We start from the raw sequence: 21,404 nt of genomic DNA on the forward strand, positions 1-21,404 counted from the left end.
GGGCCACCCAGAGGGCGGCCCTAAATCTATCAGACTGTGGAGAGACTTATTCGTCTTCCATGGCCTCTACAGCGGCCTGCAGTTCGTCTTTGGAGACTTCTTTCTCGGTCATCTCAACCTGTTCGAACAGGTGGTCCACAACCTTGTCTTCAAAGATCGGCGCGCGCAGCTGCTGTTGCACCTGAGCGTTCTGCTGAATGAACTCAAAGAACTGACGCTCTTGGCCCGGATACTGGCGTGCTTGGGCCATGATCGCTTGGGTCATCTCGGCGTCGGTGACTTCGATCTCGGCTTTGCGGCCAACTTCGGCCAGCAGCAGGCCCAGACGCACGCGGCGCTCGGCAAGGCTGTTGTGCTCGTCTTTGACTTCGATCTCACCGTGGTCGTGGCCTTGAACCTCGGGGTTCTCTTCGTGCCACAGCTGGTGCGCGATCTGCTTGGCCTCGGCCTCAAGCAGGCTGGGGGGCAGGTCGAACTTGACCAGATCGTCCAGCGCGTCCAGCAGGCCACGCTTGAGCACAGCGCGTGCGGCGCCGGTGTATTCCGATTCCAGACGCTCGGTGATCTGTGCCTTGAGGGCGTCCAGATCGTCTGCACCGAATTTCTTGGCCAGCTCGTCGTCGATTTCGGCGGCGGCGGGGGCTTTGACCTCTTTCACGGTACAGGTGAAAACAGCGTCTTTGCCAGCCAGGTTTTCCGCACCGTATTCGGCGGGGAAGGTCACTTTGACCTCAACCTCTTCTTCGGCTTTGGCGCCGACCAGCTGTTCCTCGAAACCGGGGATGAAGCTGTTGGAGCCCAGAACCAGCGGGTAGTCTTCGGCCGAACCGCCGTCGAATGCCACATCGTCCACTTTACCAACAAAGTCGATTACGACCTGATCGCCGTCTTTGGCCTTGCTGCCTTTGCGGCGCGGCTCAAAGTTCTGGGCGGTTTCGGCCAGGTTTTTCAGAGCTTCTTCAACGTCTGCTTCGGCAGCTTTGACAACCAGCTTCTCAAGCTTGACGCCCGACAGGTCGGGATCAGCGATTTCCGGCAGGGCTTCGTAGGTCATGTCGACCACGATGTCGTCGCCTTCTTTCCAGTCGTCGTTCGTCATTTTGACGTCGGGCTGGGCTGCGGGGCGATCGCCGGATTCTTCAAAGTGCGACGCCATAGCGCCGTCGATGGTTTCCTGCATGGCTTCGCCAAGGAGACGCTGACCAAACTGCTTTTTCAGCAGAGCCATCGGAACTTTCCCTTTACGAAAGCCCTTCATCTCGATTTCAGGTTGGGCCTCGGCGAGCTTCTCATTCACTTTGGCGTCCAGTTCAGCCGCGGTGACGGTGATCTGGTAGCCGCGCTTGAGACCCTCGTTCAGGGTTTCGGTGACCTGCATCTTGTCGTCCTTCTCATCAGTCTTGGTGCGGGTGGAGGGCACCCGACAATTGCACAGGCGCATACATTAAGCACCTATCGAACACAATCCGAAAATGGCCCCCTGCGCCTTTGCCAGCACAGGAATGGCCACCTGTGACAGGATCGGGCGCACAGAGGGGCACATTGGGGCACATTCCCTGCCCTGCCCCCCGTTGTGCACACCTGCGGCAGACAATCCACAGGCCGGGGCCAATCTCACGCCGCAGACTATCTAAAGTTTTAATCACCCGCCCAAAAAGGTATACGTGCATTAACCTTTGCCGCGCGCATGTCGCCCGAGCCATGGATAGAGAAATGAATACAGGCTGCACCGTCGTTACCATGGTCCGCGAACCCGTGGACACGATCCTTAACTTTGTCAGTTGGTACCTGAACCTTGGCGCTGAAAAGATCGTGATCTGTTTCGATGATCCCGAGGACCCTGCCCTTGGGGTTTTGGACGCAATGAACCTAGAGCGCGTGGAAACCCACGCCTGTACGCCCGAGTTCTGGCGTAGTTTGCGCATCTCGCCCAAGCACGTCATGAAAAAGCAAAAGGCGGTGTTCAACTGGGCCTATCGCAATGCCAAGACGCCTTGGATGCTGGCGCTGGACGGGGATGAATACCTCTATCTCGGCGGGCGCAGCTTGGATGATTTTATCGCGACCGTGGACGATGACATCCCCGCCGTGCGGTTCCTGCCGGTCGAACCGGTCGGGACGCAAGACACGGCGCAATGGTTCCGCTCGGGCGCGCATCGCAGAAAGCTGACCCCGATCTATGGCGATGACATCAAGTTCTTTGGGGCCCGCGCGGGGCTGCTTGGCCATTCCGAGGGCAAATCGATGACCCGCACGGGTCTGGACGTCTATATCCGCCTGCATTGGGCCAAGACGGCGGACGGCACACCCCTCAAGAACCACACGGTCGGACCGGACCAAGGTGCCTGTTTGATGCACTATTTTAACAACGGCTATGACGAATGGCGGCGCAAACTGGATTGGCGCAAAAGCGCGTGGGGCTTTGCCAAGGCGGTGTCGGAACAGTTGGACAGCTATGACGAACGTGGGCTGCAAGGTCTCTACGACCGCATCCACACGATTGACGCGGATCAGCTTGCCGCGCTGAAGGCATTGAACGCGGTGCACAACATCAACATTGATCTGGCCGCGACGCGCAGCCGCGTGCTTGGCTGTTAACCGCCACGTATCGGCGCCTTAACACCCAATCTTTTCAGGGAATTATGGTACGGGTGGAGGGATTTGCCCCCCCACGCCTTGCGGTGCCAGAGCCTAATCTGGTGAAATGCGGCATTTTCCAATCACTTAGGTGAAAAAGTTTACCGTTTTTCCGCAAGGCAAATAGCGAACTGTAACCCCTGGCTTAAGGGAAACGCCGATATCCATCGGCTTTATGCATGCAAAACGTTCGGTATAGGTCATGCAAATCTGCCATTAGCTCAGCTAATGCCAAACCGCAGATCTTTCTCCTTTGCGGTAGTCAGACTTGGGGTCTACCCATGCATTGCAAGACGCAGATTGCGTCGGGGAACCGCATGGGAGAGATGACACATGACAGCCCGTTTCAAGCTGGAAGGCATCTACACACCGGTCATCACGCCGTTCGATGATGCGGGTGAGATCGACTTCAATTCCCTTGCCGACCTCGTAGAACGCCTGGTGGGCGCCGGGGTCCATGGCCTGATTTCCGGCGGATCTACTGGTGAGAACTATGCGGAGACGGTCGAGGAACGGATCGGGATCGCCCGTTTCATTACCGAACGCGTCAAGAACCGCATTCCGGTCTTCGTCGGCACGGGTGCACTGCGCACGCCGGATTCGATCGCGCTGGCGACGGGTGCGAAGGACATGGGTGCCACGGGTATCCTACTTGGCACGCCCCCCTACTCGGTTCCGACCGAGCGAGAGAATGCCCTGAACGCGCTCGCCATCGACCGCGCCTGCGGACTACCGATCATCCTCTACAACTATCCGGGCCGCATGGGCGTCGAGATGGGGCGCGAGTTTCTTGACCGCGTCGGGCGGTCGAAGAACGTCATCGGGATCAAGGAGAGCTCGGGCGACATCAACCGTGTGCATCTTCTGGCGCGGGACTACCCGCACATCCAGATGTCCTGCGGGATGGATGATCAGGCGCTGGAGTTCTTCGCCTGGGGGGCACAGAGCTGGATCTGCGGCGGATCGAACTTCCTGCCCGACGAGCATATCGCGCTCTACGAGACCTGCGTGATCAAGGGCGATTTCGCCAAAGGGCGCCGGATCATGTCGGCCATGCTGCCGCTGATGCGGGTGCTCGAACAAGGCGGCAAGTTCATCCAGTGCATTAAGCATGGGGTCGAGGTATCCGGCCTGCACGCCGGTCCCATGCGGCCGCCGCTCAAGGGCCTGAACACCGAAGAGAAGCGCGAACTGGAGCAGGTCATCCGGACACTGAAGACCACCGTAAAATCCATCTGCGAGGGGAACTGAGCCATGACCGACCTGCTGACCCACGAGGAGTATAAGGCCTTCGCCGCCGCGCTGGACCTGCCGCAGAACGCCTGGATCGACGGCGGCTATCGCCCCGCCATTTCGGGCAAGACCTATACGACGGTGAACCCTGCGACTGGCGCGGTGCTGGGCACCGTCGCGGCCTGCGCCGCCGAGGACGTGGACCTTGCCGTCACCAAGGCGCGCGAGGCCTTCGACGACGGCCGCTGGTCCGCGCTGCATCCCGGCGAGCGCAAGGAGGTCCTTTTGCGCCTCGCCAAGCTGATAGAGCGTAACGCGCGTGAACTGGCGGTGATGGAGAGCCTCGACAGCGGCAAGACCATCTACGACTGCGAGACGGTCGACGTCCCCGAGACGATCCACGTCCTCCGCTGGCATGCCGAACTGATCGACAAGATCTACGACCAGGTGTCGCCAGCTTCGGCGGATCACATCGCCATGGTTGTCCGCGAGCCCGTCGGCGTTGTGGGTCTGGTCCTGCCGTGGAACTTTCCGCTGCTGATGCTGGCTTGGAAAATTGGCCCTGCGCTCGCTGCGGGCTGCACCGTCGTCGTCAAACCGGCGGCCGAGACCTCGCTGACCGCGCTTCGCCTGGCTGAATTGGCTGCGGAGGCCGGGCTGCCGCGTGGTGTGTTGAACATCGTGACCGGTGGAGGAGCCGAGGTGGGCGAACCGCTCGGTCGGCATCCGGGCGTCGACATGGTGTCCTTCACCGGCTCGACTGTAACGGGGCGGCGTTTCCTGCATTATTCGGCCGACAGCAACCTCAAGGAAGTTGTTCTGGAACTGGGGGGCAAGAACCCCTGTATCGTGCTTGACGACGCCGAGGATCTGGACGCCGTCGCAGCCCATGTGGTCAACGGCGCCTTCTGGAATATGGGCGAGAACTGCTCTGCCGCGTCGCGTCTGATCGTGCAGAAGGGCGTCAAAGACCGGCTTATTGAAAAGGTCCGCGCCCATGCCCGCGAATGGGTGGTGGGTGAGCCGCTGAACCCCGAGGTCCGGGTCGGCGCACTGGTTTCCAAAGCGCATTTCACAAAGGTCTCAGGCTATCTAGAGGCCGCATCCAAAGCCAAGGTCCTTATGGGCGGCACCTCTCCGGCCGAGGGCTTTGTCGAGCCGACCGTGGTCGAGGCGGACCACACCTCACCCCTTGCAACCGAGGAGATCTTCGGCCCGATCCTGACCGTCATCACCGTCGCCAGCTTTGAAGAGGCCATCGCGGTGGCCAATGACACCGACTACGGGCTGGCCGCCTCGATCTTCACGGCGAACGGGAAACGGGCGCTGCGCGGGGCACGGATGTTGCGGGCGGGCACGGTGACGCTCAACAGTTTCGGCGAAGGGGACATCACCACGCCCTTCGGGGGCTATAAGCAGTCCGGCTTTGGCGGGCGTGACAACTCGATCCACGCACACGATCAATACACCCAGCTCAAGACGATCTGGATCGACCTGACAGATACATCCGACGCCAACATCGACTGAGGTCGCCATGAGCCTGCGCCCAAAGTCCTACCGAGCGGTCAAACGCCTGCCCGTTCACACCGGCCCCGCGGGGTGGGAGGCGATCCTGCCCCCGCGCGCGCCGGGCGTTCCCCTGCGCGGTGAGGTCGGCTGCGACGTGGCCATCATCGGGGCCGGGTTCGCCGGTTTGTCCGCCGCGCGCCACCTGCGCGCGGCCGATCCGACGCTCGATATCGTCGTGCTGGAAGCGGGGCGCATCGCGCAGTCCTCCGCCGGTCGCAACTCCGGTTTCATGATCGACCTGCCGCATGACCTGACAAGTTCGGACTATGCCGGGAGCGGCGAGGCGCAGGATCGCGTCCTGACACGGCTAAACCGCCACGCCATCGACTTTGCCGAAGCGGCCGCCGCCGAGTACGGCTTGCCTGAGGGCACCTTGCGGCGAACCGGCAAGATCAACGGTGCGGCGTCCCGTGTCGGCGAAGAGGCCAACCGAACCTATGCGCAACACCTTAAAGACCTCAGCGAGCCCCATGAGTTTCTGGACGCGACTCAAATGCGTGAGGTCACCGGCTCGGCCTATTACTCGAGTGGTCTCTTCACACCGGGCACGGCGTTGATCCAGCCCGCGGGCTACATTCGCGGGCTGGCGAGTGGGGTCACCTCTGCCGGTGTGCGGCTTTTCGAAGAAAGCCCGGTCACTGGGTTCGACAGCACCAACGCGGGCTGGATATTGAAAACGCCATCCGCGACGCTGACCGCCGCGAAGGTGATCCTCGCCACCAACGGACATCTGGAAAGCTTCGGGTTCAAGACGGGTCGGCTCATGCACATCATGCTGAACGCCTGCATGACGGCCGAACTGCCGCAGGCGGCGCTGGCGGCACTTGGAGGACAAGAGAGTTGGGGGCTGACGCCCTCGGACCCCATGGGCTGTACCGTGCGCCGGATCGCAACGCCCGAAGGCGGCAACCGGATCGTCATCCGGCAGGGTGGCTACTACCGGCCCGGAATGCAGACCAGCGCCGCCGACCTTGCCCGGGTCACCGCCAGCATGCGCCGAAAGTTCGACGACCGCTTCCCCTCTTTGCGGGGCGTCCCGTTCGAACACGCTTGGTCCGGGCACCTCTGTCTGTCGCGCAACGGCGTCTCCGTCATGAGGGAATTGGAGCCCGGGCTTTATTCTGCCTGCGTCCAGAACGGCCTCGGCACGACACGCGGCACGTTGACGGGGATCGGCGCGGCGGACCTCGTGCTCGGCCGCGAAAACGAAATCACGCGCTTTTTCGGGGCCGAAGCAGAACCGGCCCGCCTGCCACCGCATCCGTTCGACACGATTGGCGCGAATGTGTATCTTCGCTGGAAGGAATGGCAGGCCAGGGCTGAATAAGGGCAGAGTGAGATGAGACCCGTCCGTCGCAGACACCTCCCCTCTCTCGGGGCGCTCGCGACCTTTGAGGTCGCGGCCAAGCACCTGAGCTTTACGCGGGCCGCCAAGGAGCTCAACATCACGCAGGGCGCGGTGAGCCAGCAGATACGCCTGCTGGAAAAGGCGCTGGATGTGCCGCTGTTCCTGCGCAAGCACAATGCGCTGGAGCTGACGCCCGCAGGGACGGACCTGTTCTCCGCCGTCGTCGCCGGGCTCGACACCATCAGCGAAGGTGTTGGCCTGCTGCAACCATCCGGCGCGCCTCAGGCGATTACGATCTCTGCCACGAACGGCATGGCCGCATATTGGCTGAAACCGCTCATCGACAGCTTCCGGCATGATCATCCGGAGGTGGGTTTCGTGATCCTCGCCTCGGACGAGGATGGTGCGATGCGAAACTACTCCGGCGTCGACATCGCGCTTCTCTGCGGCAATGAACGCAGCGAAGTCGGGGAGGAACTCCACTACCTCTTCCCCGAGGCCGCGCAGCCCGTCTGTTCCCCTGACTACCTTGCGGCCCATGGGCCCTTCGACGATCCGCATGACCTGAACCGCGCCAACCTGCTGCACCTGCACGAGAGACACTGGAGCGCGGATGCCATCGGCTGGCAACCGCTCGGCTGGGAGGAATGGTTCCGAGCCCAGGGCGCACGCTGGACCCGCGGTGCGTCCAGCCTGTCGACCAACAAGGTCGGGCTATTGATCGAGGCGGCCATGGCCGGTGAAGGCGTGATGCTGGGGTGGCAGCACATGGTCAAACCCATGATCGAAGACGGTCGCCTCGCGCTCGCGCATCCGGCCTCGGTCACGGCTGGTCGCGGCAACTTCTTGCGCTGTCAGACCGCGTCGCTTCAGCGTCCGGCGGTCGCCGAGTTCGTCGACCACATGCTTCGGTCTATCAAGTAGCGTCGCATATAGTTGTCATTTGTACATTCCGCTTTCGGCCAACGACGTTTCGAGAGATGTGTTCGGGTCGAAAACAAACACCCTATAGGCGAAAACAGTTTCGGGAAATATGTTTGAAATCAATGTGGTGCGGGTGGAGGGACTTGAACCCCCACGCCTTGCGGCGCCAGAACCTAAATCTGGTGCGTCTACCAATTTCGCCACACCCGCGTCCACCTTGGGCGTTCGCGATACGCGAACCGCGTCCAAGTTGCGCCGTCATAGCAAAGGCCGACGGAGGATGCGAGAGGAAAAAACACTCTAAAAAAGCCTCGCCGGTAACTAAATTTTGCCATATTCTGACCGAAAATAATAAGGCAGGTCATAAACAGGTCCCATGATGAGCAACACGGCCCAAAGGCACGTGGGGCGCGTCCAGAATCGCTTTGGCGATTCCCGAACGTCGTCCCGTATCCCGCAAGGTGCACTGATCTACACGATGGATGGTGCGCTTCCGGTTGAATTTATAAGTGAAGGTGATCGCATCATCACGCGCGCAGGCATGCGTGTGCTGCGCCGGATTTCGGGCAATCACATGGCCGGGTTCGAAATGGGCTTTGACGGGCCCGAGGTGATTTATGCGGACGGGGCCGAGATGTCGGTCTGATCCCCACCCCCATCGGAATTCTCAAAACGCGGTGCCCTTGCGCCGCGTTTTTCGTTTCAGACCCCCATGTCGCGCAACACCTGCGGGATCATTTCGGGCAGGTCTTCGGCAATCAGGCCCGGGCCAAAGGCCCGCGCGGCGCGCGCATGCAGGTAGGTCGCAATCGACGCGGCCCCCAGCGCGTCATTCCCCCGCGCCATCAGCCCCGCACTCAAACCGGCCAGAACATCGCCCGCCCCCGCCGTTGCCAACCACGGCGCGGCGTGCCCGTCTGCGGCTGCATGCACCATGCAGCGTCCATCCGGCGCGGCAATCACCGTATCCGGCCCCTTGAACAACACGACACAGCCCGCACGCGCGGCGGCCTCGCGCGTGGCCTCGACCTTGGCGCGACCATGTAGATCGGGAAACAGGCGGTGGAATTCCCCACCATGGGGCGTCAGGACGCAATTGCCGTGGAGCATCCCGAACAACGTGTCCGGCGCGTCCTCAAAGACGCTGAGCGCGTCGGCGTCCAGAACCGTCGCCCGCATCCCGCCAAGGGCCGCCGCCACCATCAGCCGCGTCTCGGTGACGTCATCCCCGTGCAGCCCCGGCCCAAGGCACAGCGCGTTGATCCGCCGGTCGCTCAGTATCGCGGTTAACGCCCGCGCCTCACCCACGGGGCGCAGCATGATGGCGTTCAACTGCGCCGCATGTTCGGCCATTGCATCGGCCGGCGCGCCGATCGTGACCAATCCCGCCCCGACACGCAGCCCCGCCCGCGCCGCCATCCGCGCCGCACCGCCACGCCCCGGCCCGCCGGACAGAACCAGCAGGTGCCCGTGACTATATTTATGGGCGTCTGGCGCCTTGCGCAGGGCCGCGACCATCGCAGGGTTGGCATGGATATGACGGGGTTCGCGATACATCAGGGTCTTTCTGTTTCTGGGACCGTTTCGGGGCCGGTCGGCAGGCCCATGTCGACCACCTCGACCACGCCACAATACGCGGGCCCCTGCCCCCGTACATGGCCAAATTTGCGCGCGTGAAAGGTGACAGTCAGATCGGCGCGAAACGCCGCGCCCAGAACCGCCCCATCGTCGCCCGACAGGCCCGACGGAATGTCCACCGCCACAACCGGCGGCGCGCCGTCGTCCGCACAGGCCAGCGCCCAGTCCCGCGCCGCGCCGCCAAGATCCCGCGTCAGGCCAATCCCGAACAGCGCGTCCACCACCAGATCGACCGCTCCCAATGTTTTGGCAGGGTCCAGCGCGGCCAAATCGACCGACGTGCCAAGCGCCTCCCACCCCGCCCGCGCCCGTGCCGCATCGGGCGGCAGCTTCGCGGGATCGCCTAAAACCGCGACCGTCACCTGAACACCCGCAGCCGCCAAATCCGCCGCCACAACATAGCCGTCCCCACCGTTGTTCCCCGGCCCGCACAAAACCAGTGCGCGAGGTATTTCGGGGAAATGATATGCAATGCGATCATAGCACCCATGACCAGCGCGGGACATCAAAGCCCATCCCGTCACAGAGCCAGAGTCGATTTCGGCCCGTTCAATGGCGCGCATTTGTGCAGATGTAACAAGATCAACCACACCAACCTCGCCCACTGATTCATTTTCGCCCATTTTTAAATCACGTTGCATATTTTTTAATCTCGACCTAGAGATTCATCACGCGTGGAACCCTGATCGCCCCGAGTCCGATTGTTCCCGCCTCGTGAAAATGTTGTGACACGTCAGAACGTAAATTTAAGGGAGTCGGCACCCGTGAAAAAGATTGAGGCCATTATCAAGCCTTTCAAGCTGGACGAGGTCAAGGAAGCGCTGCAAGAAATCGGCGTCCAAGGTCTGTCCGTGATCGAGGTCAAAGGCTTTGGCCGTCAAAAAGGCCACACCGAACTGTACCGCGGTGCAGAATATGTCGTGGACTTCCTGCCCAAGGTTAAGATCGAGGTCGTCCTGTCCGACGATCAGGTCGAAGGTGCCGTAGAGGCCATCATCAACGCCGCCAAAACCGACAAAATCGGCGACGGCAAAATCTTTATCTCGCCCGTTGAGGAAGCCATCCGCATCCGTACTGGCGAGTCGGGCGAAGACGCCCTGTAATCACCCATAAGACCGGTCGCCCCCGCGCGGCCACACGACCACTGACAAGAAGGGAAGAAGGTCACATGAGTAAGGACGCAGTTCTTAAGGCCATCGCGGAAGATGGTGTCGAGTACGTCGACATCCGTTTCACCGATCCGCGCGGCAAATTGCAGCACGTGACGGTCATCGCGGACCTCGTCGACGAAGACTTCCTCGAAGAAGGCTTCATGTTCGACGGTTCGTCGATCGCTGGCTGGAAATCGATCGAAGCATCGGACATGAAACTGATGCCCGACACCGACAGCGCCTACATCGATCCGTTCTACGCGGAAAAAACCATGGCTCTGCACTGCTCGGTTGTTGAACCCGACACCGGCGAAGCCTACTCGCGCGACCCGCGTTCGACCGCAGCCAAAGCAGAAGCCTTCCTGAAGTCCTCGGGCATCGGTGATGTTGCCTACTTTGGTCCGGAAGCAGAATTCTTCCTGTTCGACGACGTGAAATACTCGGTCACCCCGAACAAAGTATCGGCTGAAGTTGACGCTGATCACGCTGCTTGGAACACCGACACCGACTTCGAAATGGGCAACCTGGGCCACCGCCCGACCTACAAAGGCGGCTACTTCCCGGTGAACCCCTCGGACGACGGCCAGGACATCCGTTCGGAAATGCTGTCGACCATGAAGCGCATCGGCATGAAGGTCGACAAGCACCACCACGAAGTTGCGACCTCGCAGCACGAGCTGGGCCTGATCTTTGATAGCCTGACCAAACAGGCTGATGAGCTGCAGAAGTACAAGTACATCATCCACAACGTTGCACAGGCATACGGTCGTTCGGCCACCTTTATGCCCAAGCCCGTCAAAGGCGACAACGGTTCGGGTATGCACGTGAACATGTCGATCTGGAAAGACGGCAAGCCCCTGTTCGCTGGCGACAAATACGCCGACCTGAGCCAGGAAGCCCTGTACTTCATCGGTGGTATCCTGACCCACGCCAAGGCTCTGAACGCCTTCACCAACCCCTCGACCAACAGCTACAAGCGTCTGATCCCGGGCTTTGAAGCTCCCGTTCTGCGCGCTTACTCGGCTCGTAACCGTTCGGGTTGTGTCCGTATTCCGTGGACTGAATCGCCCAAAGCAAAACGCGTCGAAGCACGTTTCCCCGACCCCGCGTCGAACCCCTACCTGTGCTTTGCAGCCTTGCTGATGGCTGGCCTCGACGGGATCATCAACAAGATCGATCCGGGCGAAGCTATGGACAAAAACCTGTACGACCTGCCGCCCGAAGAACTGGCCGGTATCCCGACGGTTTGCGGCAGCCTGCGCGAAGCTCTGGACGCTCTGGAAGCTGACCACGAGTTCCTGCTGGCCGGTGACGTGTTCACCAAAGAGCAGCTGGACGGTTACGCCGAGCTGAAGTGGGAAGAAGTGTACGCCTACGAGCACACCCCCCACCCGATGGAATTCGCTCTGTACTACAGCTGCTAATCCATCTGCCCCGTTTCGGGGGACAGAACATTCCAAGTGTCGGCACCTCGGTGCCGGCACTTTTTCTTTGGGCGGGTCAATGCCGCGCACTTGGGGGCATTGTCGCTCACCCCTGATCACGCGGGCGTGAATATCGAAACAGTACGCGGCAAACCCCGAATTGGGCCAAATGTGGCAACAAACGGCCCGAAACGGTGCATCATGGTTAAAAATTCCTTTAGGTTGTCCAAATCTGTCCCCATTCGACCTCTAGACATAGATCATCGGAAATTAGTCCGAAGACTATGGAGAGAGCCATGTCAGATCAGAAGATCAGTAGCAGTGCTTCGATCATGTTCGACGGCCCTACGGGCGTGAACTTTGTCGATCTGATTAACGATTTACAGCGTGTTTTCCGCAACATTGCCCTGGATCTTGACGTCTTGTCCGTCGAGGACCACAGCCACATATTGTTTGGTAATTCGTCAATTTCGGTCCGTATTTCACTGGCCAAACGTAAAAATGCGTCCGACCTGTTTCGGGACGCCCAACGCCCCCCGCGCCGCAAGGCAAGCGATGCGATGTTGGACGTCCTGTTGTCAGACATTCAGGACACGGTGCAGGTGCGCGTGTCCCAAGGGACCGAACGTCAACTGCCCGAACGTGTTCTATTGGCGGCCTGCTATCATACGGTCCGCCATGTTCAGCGGCGCTATCAGGCCAGCCTGATTTACTGGCGTCACACGGACACCCTGTTCACGGCCGAGGAGTTTGAAAACCCGATGGTCGATGCGGGCAATACCTGTCCGCAAAGCACCGGTCACGAGCGTCTGGATGCGGCCACTGCGGCCCATGCCGAAACGATGGACCGGTTCGATACGGTTATGGCCTATCGCGTCGATACGGACACCGCCGACACACGTCTGCGGCGTGCGCGCGACACGATTTTCCACAGTGACCTGATCGAAGAGGTCGACACCAAGCGCGAACGTCCCGCCGAACAGGCCGGCGTTCTGGAACAGATGACCGTCTATGTGATGACCATTACGTTGATGGTGCTGTCCTTTCCCATCGGGTTCGCGATGCTTGTCTACAACGTCCTGCGCGGCGAGAACCTACAGGCCACGGCGCGGATTATGTCGCTGACGGGCGTTGGTCTGGGCTTTACCACGGTGAACGTGTCCCAAGCCTTGGCCGGGATCGTCTATTAAAACACCACTCACATTGACCTTGGACGGGGCGGATTTTCCGCCCCGTTTTCGTATGCACGTATCGCGCGTATAGACATGACGGTTTTGTAACAGCCATGTGACTTCCCTTTCCCTCAGAACAGGCAGATAGCAGCGCAGCAAATCGCGCTGCACCTGCACAGTCATCCGCGCGCGATTCCGGTGGAAAAGGACCTGTCACCTGACCACCAAACCGATCATCCCAGAATGTTTCATCTGATCACGCCGCGCTCGCGGCACATCATGCGTTCGTGAGCGCACAATAAAAACGCATAATTCACACTCCTGTGCATTGATGTTACACACTTGATGAACCAAATAGCGGTCATGAGCGCAACACAGCGCATTACAAACAAACTGGAGAACTACCATGAACCGCATCATCCTGTCCGCCGTCGCTGTCCTTGGCCTTGCTGCACCTGCATTCGCTGACGACGTCCAAGCCCCTGGCTACGCAAACGCAACTGCCGCAAAAATCCTCGGTCAGCTGCAACTGGAAGGCGACGACTTCAACGAAGGTCTGGCTAAATACGTTGGTCAAGACGGCCAGAAAAACAGCAACGTCACCGTATCCAGCCGCAGCGCTGTAAACGCTCGTGCCGCTGAAATCTTTGCCCAGCTGGCTGACGAAGATAACAGCCGCAACAACGGCCTGTCGATCCGCGGCACGCAAACCGCCTTCAGCGGCGATGTTGTGAACGCACGTGCTGCTGAGATCTTCGAAGCTCTGGATCTGGCTGACGACGCTGAAGACGCTTCGAACTCGGTCGACGACTCGAACGGCGACTTCTAAGACCTGCCTACGGGCTAGGGACAAGAAAACGACGGGGGCCCTGTGGCCCCCGTTCGTGTATTTACAGGTTAAGAACCTGAAATCGCTCTACTTTCCTGCCGGAACCGCATAGAGCATCAGGCCCCAATCCCCCAGAACACGGTCAATCGCCCCCCATTGCGCACCAAAGCCGATGGGATCCAGACCCGACATGCGCGCGATATCCGACAGGCTGCGGCGTCCGTCGATCCGTTCGATCAAGGCCCCCGCGGATTTGGGGAGGGGTTCCACGATTTTACTGCCCGCCTCGACCAAGGGCACCTGCCCTTTTTGCGCGACAACGCGGCCCAGTTTCGCCGCCGGAACGCCCTTGAGGATCGGGATCAGGGTCATATCCTTGGGACGCGCCCGCGCAACCATCGCGCGATCCGCATGGGTGGCATAGACCACATGGGTCTTGATCGTCCCGCGCAGCTTTTCCGCCACTTCCATACGGGTCAGATCGTCCAGATCCGTCCCCATATCCGGCGCCAAACGACCCAGATCATAAAGGGCCGGTTGCGTCGGCGCGGTTATCGCGAGGCCTACGGATGTCAACGCATCGGCCAAATCGCGGATCGAAAACGCCCGATCCTGACTGTGCAACAACAGATCATAGAACCCCGCGTCCGATTGGTTGTGGTCGACAAGGTGGCTGTTGACCTTGAACGGGTGGGTCGGCGGCAGGTCGGCAAAGATTTTCTTGGCCGCGTTCAGACGCTCAGCCGGGGGCATAGCGGCCAAAATCGCGCCGAACGCCTCTTGCAACGGATAGACGCCGGACCGGCCATAGGGCGCATAGACCATGATGCCCATCCCCCCACCGGGGGCCAGCGCACGGGCCAGCGCATCAAACCCCGCTTGCGGATCGGGCAGATGGTGCAAAACCCCGCAGCAATCGATGTAGTCAAATTCCCCATGCTCGGCCGCATCCAGCAGCGATCCGGTGACAAAGGTAATATTGTTCAGGCCACGGATGCGCGCGCGCTCCTCGGCAATGGCGCGCGAGGCGGTCGAAAGGTCGATATAGGTGATCTCGCACGGGCGCTTCATCTGATCCATCAGGGCCGCCAGTTGGATCAATCCGTCCCCCGTGCCCCCACCGGCAAACAGCACCCGCAGGGGTTTGGACCAATCCCGCCGCCCCGCCCACAGGAAATGGTCCATCTCATAGGGATGCGAGGGCGAACCGGTGATCAGGCGTTTGCGTTCCTCCGCCGGATCGCGTTCGGGATAGGGGTAGGCCTCATATTGGGCTTGGACGTCGCTCAACGCTCAACCTCTTGGAATGTAATGGGATGATCGATCAGGTCCTGCTTTTGCTGCGGGCTGAGATCCTCGCGGGCGATCATATAGGTGTGGACGGTGAACACCATCGCCCCCGTGCGCGGCAGCCGCGTCAGGACCTGTCGCTCGGACCGGATATAGGGCGCGGGACCGGGGGTTTTGGCGCGCGGCGCGGCCTCGGGGAACGGGCGGAACAGGGTCGGTTCTTCATAGAAATGCGCGTTCGCCCGCCACAGGGCGCGTCCCGCCTTTAGCCCGTCGAACAGGCGTTGCACGCGGCTGGCCACCCCGTCGTCATAGGGCACCACGGGGCGGTGAATGCGGATCAGGGGGCGCATGTATTTCTCGGCCAAGGTCCAACTGGCCGGAAAGCACACCACCCCACCGGTCAGGATATGTTCTTCTGCGCCATCAGGGCGTTGCAGAATGGTAATGTCCTCTTGGACCAGACGACCGGCAGTCATTAGGGCGCGATCACGGTCCAGATCGACCCAGACCCCGTCGGGACGGCGCACGCGGGTGGGTTCAACCACATAGTCATCGCGCGCCGACAGCAGGTCCAGCATCAGGTCCAACAGATCGCGCGCCGCGTCCTCGGCGCCCGCGTCAATCGCATAAACCTGATCGGTTTCGTCGCGCAGCAGTCGGTCGCGTTCGGCCATTTGGCCCGCGAACACCTCATCCGCCACCAACCAATCCGCCAGATCCAGCGGCTGAATCCCCGGTAGCCTTGTCATCCGCGGATCCGACCACGGGGTATAGGGCAACGTCGACTGCAGTATCATTGGTCCCTCGACACACAGAGAAGGTGCATTTTTGCGTTAAAACACGCCCATTTAGCCGCGAAATTCGTCACGTATGCTCACCTTGCTGTTATACCTCCCGACTTGACCTTGCAGGTTACGCAGGACAATCACAACCTGCATATCCTGACACCACTCAAAAAGACTCTCGCACCCATGCCCACCGAAAAATTCTCATTTGAAGGCCACTCTGGCGACAAGCTTGCCGCGCGGCTGGACACGCCCGCCGGCGAGGTCACCGGCACCGTTCTGTTCGCCCACTGTTTCACCTGTGGCAAGGATATCCATGCCGCGCGCCGCATTGCGCAACGTCTGCAAATGGCGGGGCTGGCCGTGCTGCGGTTCGATTTCACAGGCCTTGGCCATTCGGGCGGCGAATTCGCCAACACCAGCTTTAGCAGCAACGTCGAGGACCTTGTCCTTGCCGCCAAGGCGCTTGAGGCGCGCGGGCTGGCACCGGATTTGTTGATCGGGCATTCGCTGGGCGGGGCGGCGGTTCTAAAGGCGGCGGCGGAAATTCCGTCGGCCAAGGGTGTGGTGACCTTGGGCGCGCCGTATGATCCGGGACATGTGGTGCACAACATCACCCGCGCGGGGCCCGAGCCGTTGGACGATGGCGGGATGCGCGTGACCCTTGGCGGTCAGGATCTGTCGATTGGGGCGGGGTTCCTTGAGGATGTGAAAAACGCCTCGCTGCAAGAGGCGATTGCGGGTCTGGGGCGTGCGTTGCTGGTTATGCACGCGCCGCGCGATTCCGTGGTGGGGGTGGAAAACGCGACCCAGATTTTCGCCGCCGCCAAACATCCCAAAAGCTTTGTCACCCTTGATGATGCCGATCACCTGATCAGCCGCACCGAGGACGCCGAATACGCCGCCAGCGTGATTGCCGCATGGGCGACGCGCTATCTGGGCCTGCGCACTCCTACCCCGCCGCCGGGCGCGCCCGAGGGCGTGATCCGCGTGTCCGAGGCCGATCCGGCGGGCTTCCTGCAAGACATCCAGAACGGGCCGCACCATCACCTGCTGGCCGATGAACCGCTGGCCTATGGCGGCACGAACAAGGGTCTGTCGCCCTATGGTCTGGTCGCCGCCGGTCTGGGGGCCTGTACCTCGATGACCATCCGCATGTATGCGCGGCGCAAGGGCTGGCCCCTGAAACATGTCCGCGTCGATGTCACCCATGACAAGGTCCACGCACAGGACGCGGGCACATCTGCGACCAAGATCGACCGGTTTGTGCGCAACATCTGTGTCGAGGGCAAGCTAAGCGCGGATCAACGCGAACGCCTACTAGAGATCGCAGACCGCTGTCCCGTGCATCACACGTTGGAAAAACATTCAACGATTGAAACGCACCTGTCCGAGTGTCGCTAATGGGCCAAAGGGGCGGCGTATTGCGCCGCCTCCCTTGCCGGTTCGGCTTTGCGCGGGTATGAGGGCGCGAAACCGTAACCGAAAACCAAGGTCCCGCGATGATCCCTCGTTATTCCCGTCCTGAAATGGTGGCTATCTGGTCGCCGGAAACCAAATTCCGCATCTGGTATGAAATCGAGGCGCACGCCTGTGACGCACAGGCCGATCTGGGTGTGATCCCGCGCGAAAACGCCGACGCCGTGTGGAAGGCCAAGGACGTTGAATTCGACGTGGCCCGCATTGACGAGATCGAAGCCGTCACCAAACACGACGTCATCGCGTTCCTGACCCATCTGGCCGAGCATGTCGGGTCGGAAGAGGCCCGTTTCGTTCACCAAGGCATGACCTCGTCCGACGTTCTGGACACCTGCCTAAACGTCCAGTTGGTGCGCGCGGCGGACATCCTGCTGGACGATATGGACAAGGTTCTGGCGGCCCTGAAAAAGCGCGCGGTTGAGCATAAGGACACCGTGCGCGTCGGTCGCAGCCACGGCATCCACGCCGAACCCACCACCATGGGTCTGACCTTTGCCCGTTTCTACGCCGAGATGGATCGCAACAAGACCCGCCTGCAACAGGCCCGCGAAGAGGTCGCCACCGGCGCGATTTCCGGCGCGGTCGGCACATTTGCCAACATCGACCCGCGCGTCGAAGAGCACGTCTGTGAAAAGCTGGGCCTGCGCCCCGAACCGATCAGCACCCAAGTCATCCCGCGTGACCGTCACGCCATGTTCTTTGCCGTGCTGGGCGTGATCGCAAGCTCGATCGAGAACATCGCCATCGAAATCCGCCACATGCAGCGCACCGAGGTTCTGGAAGGCGCCGAGTTCTTCTCGATGGGCCAAAAGGGCAGCTCGGCCATGCCCCACAAAAAGAACCCCGTTCTGACCGAGAACCTGACCGGTCTGGCGCGTCTGGTGCGCATGGCCGTTGTGCCCGCGATGGAAAACGTCGCCCTCTGGCACGAACGTGACATCAGCCACAGCTCGGTTGAGCGCGGCATCGGTCCGGATGCGACTGTGACGCTGGATTTTGCGCTGAACCGTCTGGCCGGTGTTGTCGACAAGATGCTGATCTTCCCCGACAACATGCTGGACAACATGAACAAATTCCCGGGTCTGGTGATGTCGCAGCGCGTTCTGCTGGCCCTGACACAGGCCGGTGTCAGCCGCGAAGACGCCTATTCCATGGTACAGCGCAACGCGCTGAAGGTCTGGGAAGACCGCGTTGATTTCCGTGAACTGCTGCTTGCGGATGCGGACGTGGTTGCCGCCCTTGGCGAGGATGGCGTCAACGCCAAATTCGACATGGACTACCACACCAAACACGTCGACACGATCTTCAAACGGGTGTTTGGCGAGTACTAAGCCACCCCGATCTGAACTGTGTTCAAACGCCCGTCTGATCCTCAGGCGGGCGTTTTTTGTTGGGTAAGGTCGGTGTGCGGCGCGTGCTGCAACTGCACCCAGACATGGCCGCCCTCGGCGACCTCGACCGGCTCGATCCCGACGCGCCCCTGCATGTCCTCGACATAGCGTTTGACGATGGACAGACCGACGCCCAACCCCGTCACCGCACTATTGTGGTGGCTCAGGCGTTCAAACGGCTCAAACGCCATACGCGCCTGATCGGCAGAGAACCCTTGCCCCTGATCCACGATGGTCAGGCGCACCATGTCGTCCTCAACCGCGCTAAAGACCCGCACGCTGCCGCCACGGGGGCTATAGCGCACGGCATTGTCCAACAGATTGCGCAGCGCCATTTCCAGACGCACCGGATCGGCCACGACCAGAATGTCGTCGGGCAGATCGGCCATCAGCATCACGCCCTTTTGGGCCGCGCTGATCCGCATCCGGTCGATCAGACCCTGCACCATCACCCGCATATTCACCGCACTGCACGAGGTGCACAGGGCGCCATCGCTGATCTCGCTGAAGGCCAGCGCGCGGTCCACCATGTTCAGCATATCATCGGCCGCCATATGGACGCGCCGCGCCTGCCCCACACAGGTGTCAAACCCCACCTTGCGCGCTTCCATCTCCAGCAGTTCCGCCGCGCCGACCACCGTGGTCAGGGGCGTGCGCATGTCGTGGCTGATGGCGCTTAGGAACACCGACTTCGCCTGACTGGCGGTTTCGGCCCGCGCCACCGCCGCCTCAAGCGCCGCCGCATATCCCGCCACAAGGCGCGAGAAAAAGCCGACCTCGAACATCACCACCCCAAAGGCCGTGCAATGCGCCACATAGGACAGGATCTGGGCCTGTTGTGAACTAAGTTCATGAACCGGTCCCAGCGGCCCCGAAAAGGACAATCCGATCCACAGGAGGGGCGGGATCACAGACAGGCTCAGGATCAGGGTCCGCCGTTTTTGCCACGAGAAGACCATGAAGGGAAAGGCCGAGGCGGGAATCAGCATGATCCCAATGTCCGAATTGGCGGGAAACAGATACGCCCCCGCCGCAATCCCCGAAACCGCCCCGAAAAACAGCAGCAACCGCGCAGAGGAATAGTAATGCGCGCGATAAAGGATCAGCGCCCCCAGCGCCGTCGCCATCACCGACAAAGCCAACAGAACAAGGTTCACAAGCCCTGCGAACAAGGCCACACCGGCCCAGATGAGCGCCCCCAAAAGCACGGCCTGCGCCATGGCAAAGGTCACCCGTGCGCGGCGGCTGTGCCACGTGTTCGGATCGCCGGGATGTATGATCAGGCTCTGCTGCATGGCGGCAGAATATACTTTTTCATAGGGTCGTGCGTGTCATTAGATTGACACGCGACTTTCGCCCTATGTGCATCACCTTTTGTTAAGGCTTTTGGGGCCAAATCGGTGCAACGCCCCCTCAAACACGTTCCTGTCAAAGATGTGCCCGATGCCCGCGACCGCCCCACTCTCCCCGCCCCCTGCCACATTATCCCGCCGCGCCAAGGCCGCGATCGTCGTGCGTATGATGTTGGACGCCGGCGTGCCCTTGCCGCTGGACCAATTGCCGGTCGCGGTGCAATCGGACCTGACCACGGAACTGGGCGGATTGCGCTATGTGGACGGCGGGACCCTGCGTGAGGTGGCGAGCGAGTTCCTTGGCGCGATGGAACGTGCGGGCATTTCCTTTCCCGGCGGGATCGACGGCGCCCTGTCGCTGCTCGACGGGCACATCAGTCAGGACACCGCCGAACGCCTGCGCCTTGGCGGGCGTCCCCGCCCCGATGACCCGTGGAGCCATATTTGCGACCTGCCCGTTGACCGTCTGGCCGCGCTCACCGATGGCGAGGCGGTTGAGGTCGCGGCGGTGGTTCTGTCGAAACTGCCCACATCCCGCGCGGCCGAGGTTCTGGGCAAACTGCCCGGTGATCGGGCGCGACGTATTGCCTGTGCGATTTCGGGCACCGCTTCGGTGCCGCCGGACACGGTTGCGCGGATCGGGCGCGCCCTGATGGATCAGATCGCTTCGACCCCCGACACCGCCTTTGCCGAGCCACCAGCGAAACGCATCGGCGCGATCCTGAACGCCGCGCCTTCGCGCACGCGCAACGACATGCTGGCCGCGCTTGATCAGGACAACCCGACACTGGCCCAGGACGTGCGCAAATCCATTCTGACGTTTGAGGATCTGCCCACCCGACTGGAGCCGCGCGACGTGCCCAGCATCCTGCGCGGTGTGGAACAGGATGTCATCCTGCGCGCCCTTGGGGTCAGCGACGGCGCCGCCGCCGTGACCGCCGAATTCCTGCTGGAAAACATGTCCCGCCGTTTGGCTGATCAGATCCGCGCCGACATTGAGGACCAACCGGCCCCCACGCCGGAAGAGGCCGAGGCCGCACAGGGTCAGATCGTTGCCGCCTTGCGCGACATGATGGATCGCGGGGAAATCACCCTGATCGCCAAACCCGCCGCGGCGGCATAGGGATCACGGCTTGAGATCGGACATCTAGACCTCTATGTAACGCGGATCGACAACCA

General features: G+C 61.2%; 19 protein-coding genes and 1 tRNA gene. 13 read left to right on the forward strand and 7 right to left on the reverse strand.

The window, feature by feature from the left end:
• Positions 1 to 46: 46 nt before the first annotated feature.
• Positions 47 to 1,378, reverse strand: coding sequence for a trigger factor (gene tig / locus R1W00_RS00960; RefSeq protein WP_317260843.1), 1,332 nt, complete (start codon positions 1,376 to 1,378; stop codon positions 47 to 49).
• Positions 1,379 to 1,713: 335 nt separating this feature from the next.
• On the opposite strand from tig, the gene R1W00_RS00965 reads away from it, so the two are divergent.
• The 5 genes from R1W00_RS00965 to R1W00_RS00985 all read left to right on the forward strand — a co-directional run bounded on the left by R1W00_RS00965 (position 1,714) and on the right by R1W00_RS00985 (position 7,711).
• A complete protein-coding gene (locus tag R1W00_RS00965) occupies positions 1,714 to 2,598 on the forward strand; it encodes a glycosyltransferase family 2 protein (RefSeq protein WP_317260844.1) in 885 nt (294 codons plus the stop codon).
• Between the two features lie 372 nt (positions 2,599 to 2,970).
• Positions 2,971 to 3,888 (forward strand): dihydrodipicolinate synthase family protein, encoded by a 918-nt coding sequence (locus R1W00_RS00970; RefSeq protein WP_317260845.1) that lies wholly within the window; start codon positions 2,971 to 2,973, stop codon positions 3,886 to 3,888.
• A 3-nt stretch (positions 3,889 to 3,891) separates the two neighbouring features.
• Positions 3,892 to 5,397, forward strand: coding sequence for an aldehyde dehydrogenase (locus R1W00_RS00975; protein ID WP_317260846.1), 1,506 nt, complete (start codon positions 3,892 to 3,894; stop codon positions 5,395 to 5,397).
• Between the two features lie 7 nt (positions 5,398 to 5,404).
• Entirely contained in the window at positions 5,405 to 6,766 is a 1,362-nt protein-coding gene (locus tag R1W00_RS00980) for an NAD(P)/FAD-dependent oxidoreductase (RefSeq protein WP_317260847.1), read from the forward strand.
• Positions 6,767 to 6,778: 12 nt separating this feature from the next.
• Positions 6,779 to 7,711: a LysR substrate-binding domain-containing protein gene (locus tag R1W00_RS00985; RefSeq protein WP_317260848.1), complete on the forward strand. Its 933-nt coding sequence runs from the start codon at positions 6,779 to 6,781 to the stop codon at positions 7,709 to 7,711.
• Between the two features lie 125 nt (positions 7,712 to 7,836).
• On the opposite strand, the gene R1W00_RS00990 is transcribed toward R1W00_RS00985, so the two are convergent.
• Positions 7,837 to 7,921: transfer RNA gene (locus R1W00_RS00990), tRNA-Leu, on the reverse strand.
• Positions 7,922 to 8,090: 169 nt separating this feature from the next.
• On the opposite strand from R1W00_RS00990, the gene R1W00_RS00995 reads away from it, so the two are divergent.
• The gene (locus tag R1W00_RS00995; protein WP_317260849.1) at positions 8,091 to 8,357 is read left to right on the forward strand and encodes a hypothetical protein; all 267 of its coding nucleotides are present in this window, start codon (positions 8,091 to 8,093) and stop codon (positions 8,355 to 8,357) included.
• A gap of 56 nt (positions 8,358 to 8,413) precedes the next feature.
• On the opposite strand, the gene R1W00_RS01000 is transcribed toward R1W00_RS00995, so the two are convergent.
• Both R1W00_RS01000 and R1W00_RS01005 read right to left on the reverse strand, forming a co-directional pair.
• A complete protein-coding gene (locus tag R1W00_RS01000; protein WP_317260850.1) occupies positions 8,414 to 9,268 on the reverse strand; it encodes an NAD(P)H-hydrate dehydratase in 855 nt (284 codons plus the stop codon).
• A complete protein-coding gene (locus R1W00_RS01005) occupies positions 9,268 to 9,990 on the reverse strand; it encodes an NAD(P)H-hydrate epimerase (protein ID WP_317260851.1) in 723 nt (240 codons plus the stop codon). The genes R1W00_RS01000 and R1W00_RS01005 overlap by 1 nt, the downstream gene beginning before the upstream one ends.
• 123 nt (positions 9,991 to 10,113) lie before the next feature.
• Between R1W00_RS01005 and R1W00_RS01010 the strand changes: the two genes are divergently transcribed.
• The 4 genes from R1W00_RS01010 (at position 10,114) to R1W00_RS01025 (ending at position 13,925) form a co-directional block, all read left to right on the forward strand.
• The gene (locus R1W00_RS01010) at positions 10,114 to 10,452 is read left to right on the forward strand and encodes a P-II family nitrogen regulator (protein WP_317260852.1); all 339 of its coding nucleotides are present in this window, start codon (positions 10,114 to 10,116) and stop codon (positions 10,450 to 10,452) included.
• A 65-nt stretch (positions 10,453 to 10,517) separates the two neighbouring features.
• On the forward strand, positions 10,518 to 11,924 hold the full coding sequence (gene glnA, locus R1W00_RS01015) for a type I glutamate--ammonia ligase (protein WP_317260853.1): 1,407 nt from the start codon (positions 10,518 to 10,520) through the stop codon (positions 11,922 to 11,924).
• A gap of 296 nt (positions 11,925 to 12,220) precedes the next feature.
• Entirely contained in the window at positions 12,221 to 13,114 is an 894-nt protein-coding gene (locus R1W00_RS01020; protein ID WP_317260854.1) for a hypothetical protein, read from the forward strand.
• Between the two features lie 388 nt (positions 13,115 to 13,502).
• Positions 13,503 to 13,925 carry a hypothetical protein gene (locus R1W00_RS01025; protein ID WP_317260855.1) on the forward strand — a complete coding sequence of 141 codons (423 nt, stop codon included), beginning with the start codon at positions 13,503 to 13,505 and terminating at the stop codon, positions 13,923 to 13,925.
• A gap of 87 nt (positions 13,926 to 14,012) precedes the next feature.
• On the opposite strand, the gene R1W00_RS01030 is transcribed toward R1W00_RS01025, so the two are convergent.
• The gene (locus tag R1W00_RS01030; protein WP_317260856.1) at positions 14,013 to 15,215 is read right to left on the reverse strand and encodes a class I SAM-dependent methyltransferase; all 1,203 of its coding nucleotides are present in this window, start codon (positions 15,213 to 15,215) and stop codon (positions 14,013 to 14,015) included.
• The gene (locus R1W00_RS01035; RefSeq protein ID WP_317260857.1) at positions 15,212 to 15,967 is read right to left on the reverse strand and encodes a DUF3445 domain-containing protein; all 756 of its coding nucleotides are present in this window, start codon (positions 15,965 to 15,967) and stop codon (positions 15,212 to 15,214) included. Before R1W00_RS01035 ends, R1W00_RS01030 begins: the two co-directional genes overlap by 4 nt.
• Positions 15,968 to 16,189: 222 nt before the next feature.
• On the opposite strand from R1W00_RS01035, the gene R1W00_RS01040 reads away from it, so the two are divergent.
• Both R1W00_RS01040 and purB read left to right on the forward strand, forming a co-directional pair.
• On the forward strand, positions 16,190 to 17,407 hold the full coding sequence (locus R1W00_RS01040) for a bifunctional alpha/beta hydrolase/OsmC family protein (RefSeq protein ID WP_317260858.1): 1,218 nt from the start codon (positions 16,190 to 16,192) through the stop codon (positions 17,405 to 17,407).
• Between the two features lie 98 nt (positions 17,408 to 17,505).
• Positions 17,506 to 18,813, forward strand: a complete 1,308-nt coding sequence (purB, locus tag R1W00_RS01045) for an adenylosuccinate lyase (protein ID WP_317260859.1) — start codon at positions 17,506 to 17,508, stop codon at positions 18,811 to 18,813.
• Positions 18,814 to 18,854: 41 nt separating this feature from the next.
• On the opposite strand, the gene R1W00_RS01050 is transcribed toward purB, so the two are convergent.
• A complete protein-coding gene (locus R1W00_RS01050; protein ID WP_317260860.1) occupies positions 18,855 to 20,168 on the reverse strand; it encodes a HAMP domain-containing sensor histidine kinase in 1,314 nt (437 codons plus the stop codon).
• Positions 20,169 to 20,316: 148 nt separating this feature from the next.
• On the opposite strand from R1W00_RS01050, the gene R1W00_RS01055 reads away from it, so the two are divergent.
• On the forward strand, positions 20,317 to 21,348 hold the full coding sequence (locus R1W00_RS01055) for a FliG C-terminal domain-containing protein (RefSeq protein WP_317260861.1): 1,032 nt from the start codon (positions 20,317 to 20,319) through the stop codon (positions 21,346 to 21,348).
• Positions 21,349 to 21,404: the final 56 nt, after the last annotated feature.

This window comes from Rhodovulum sp. FJ3, from assembly GCF_032918305.1.
Lineage (GTDB): Bacteria > Pseudomonadota > Alphaproteobacteria > Rhodobacterales > Rhodobacteraceae > SAT37.

Bases quoted from the DNA above. Each gene is read 5' to 3' on its own strand.
- tig (WP_317260843.1), bottom strand. From the start codon at position 1,378: ATGCAGGTCACCGAAACCCTGAACGAGGGTCTCAAGCGCGGCTACCAG.
- R1W00_RS00965 (WP_317260844.1), top strand. From the start codon at position 1,714: ATGAATACAGGCTGCACCGTCGTTACCATGGTCCGCGAACCCGTGGAC.
- R1W00_RS00970 (WP_317260845.1), top strand. From the start codon at position 2,971: ATGACAGCCCGTTTCAAGCTGGAAGGCATCTACACACCGGTCATCACG.
- R1W00_RS00975 (WP_317260846.1), top strand. From the start codon at position 3,892: ATGACCGACCTGCTGACCCACGAGGAGTATAAGGCCTTCGCCGCCGCG.
- R1W00_RS00980 (WP_317260847.1), top strand. From the start codon at position 5,405: ATGAGCCTGCGCCCAAAGTCCTACCGAGCGGTCAAACGCCTGCCCGTT.
- R1W00_RS00985 (WP_317260848.1), top strand. From the start codon at position 6,779: ATGAGACCCGTCCGTCGCAGACACCTCCCCTCTCTCGGGGCGCTCGCG.
- R1W00_RS00995 (WP_317260849.1), top strand. From the start codon at position 8,091: ATGAGCAACACGGCCCAAAGGCACGTGGGGCGCGTCCAGAATCGCTTT.
- R1W00_RS01000 (WP_317260850.1), bottom strand. From the start codon at position 9,268: ATGTATCGCGAACCCCGTCATATCCATGCCAACCCTGCGATGGTCGCG.
- R1W00_RS01005 (WP_317260851.1), bottom strand. From the start codon at position 9,990: ATGCAACGTGATTTAAAAATGGGCGAAAATGAATCAGTGGGCGAGGTT.
- glnA (WP_317260853.1), top strand. From the start codon at position 10,518: ATGAGTAAGGACGCAGTTCTTAAGGCCATCGCGGAAGATGGTGTCGAG.
- R1W00_RS01020 (WP_317260854.1), top strand. From the start codon at position 12,221: ATGTCAGATCAGAAGATCAGTAGCAGTGCTTCGATCATGTTCGACGGC.
- R1W00_RS01025 (WP_317260855.1), top strand. From the start codon at position 13,503: ATGAACCGCATCATCCTGTCCGCCGTCGCTGTCCTTGGCCTTGCTGCA.
- R1W00_RS01035 (WP_317260857.1), bottom strand. From the start codon at position 15,967: ATGACAAGGCTACCGGGGATTCAGCCGCTGGATCTGGCGGATTGGTTG.
- R1W00_RS01040 (WP_317260858.1), top strand. From the start codon at position 16,190: ATGCCCACCGAAAAATTCTCATTTGAAGGCCACTCTGGCGACAAGCTT.
- purB (WP_317260859.1), top strand. From the start codon at position 17,506: ATGATCCCTCGTTATTCCCGTCCTGAAATGGTGGCTATCTGGTCGCCG.
- R1W00_RS01050 (WP_317260860.1), bottom strand. From the start codon at position 20,168: ATGCAGCAGAGCCTGATCATACATCCCGGCGATCCGAACACGTGGCAC.
- R1W00_RS01055 (WP_317260861.1), top strand. From the start codon at position 20,317: ATGCCCGCGACCGCCCCACTCTCCCCGCCCCCTGCCACATTATCCCGC.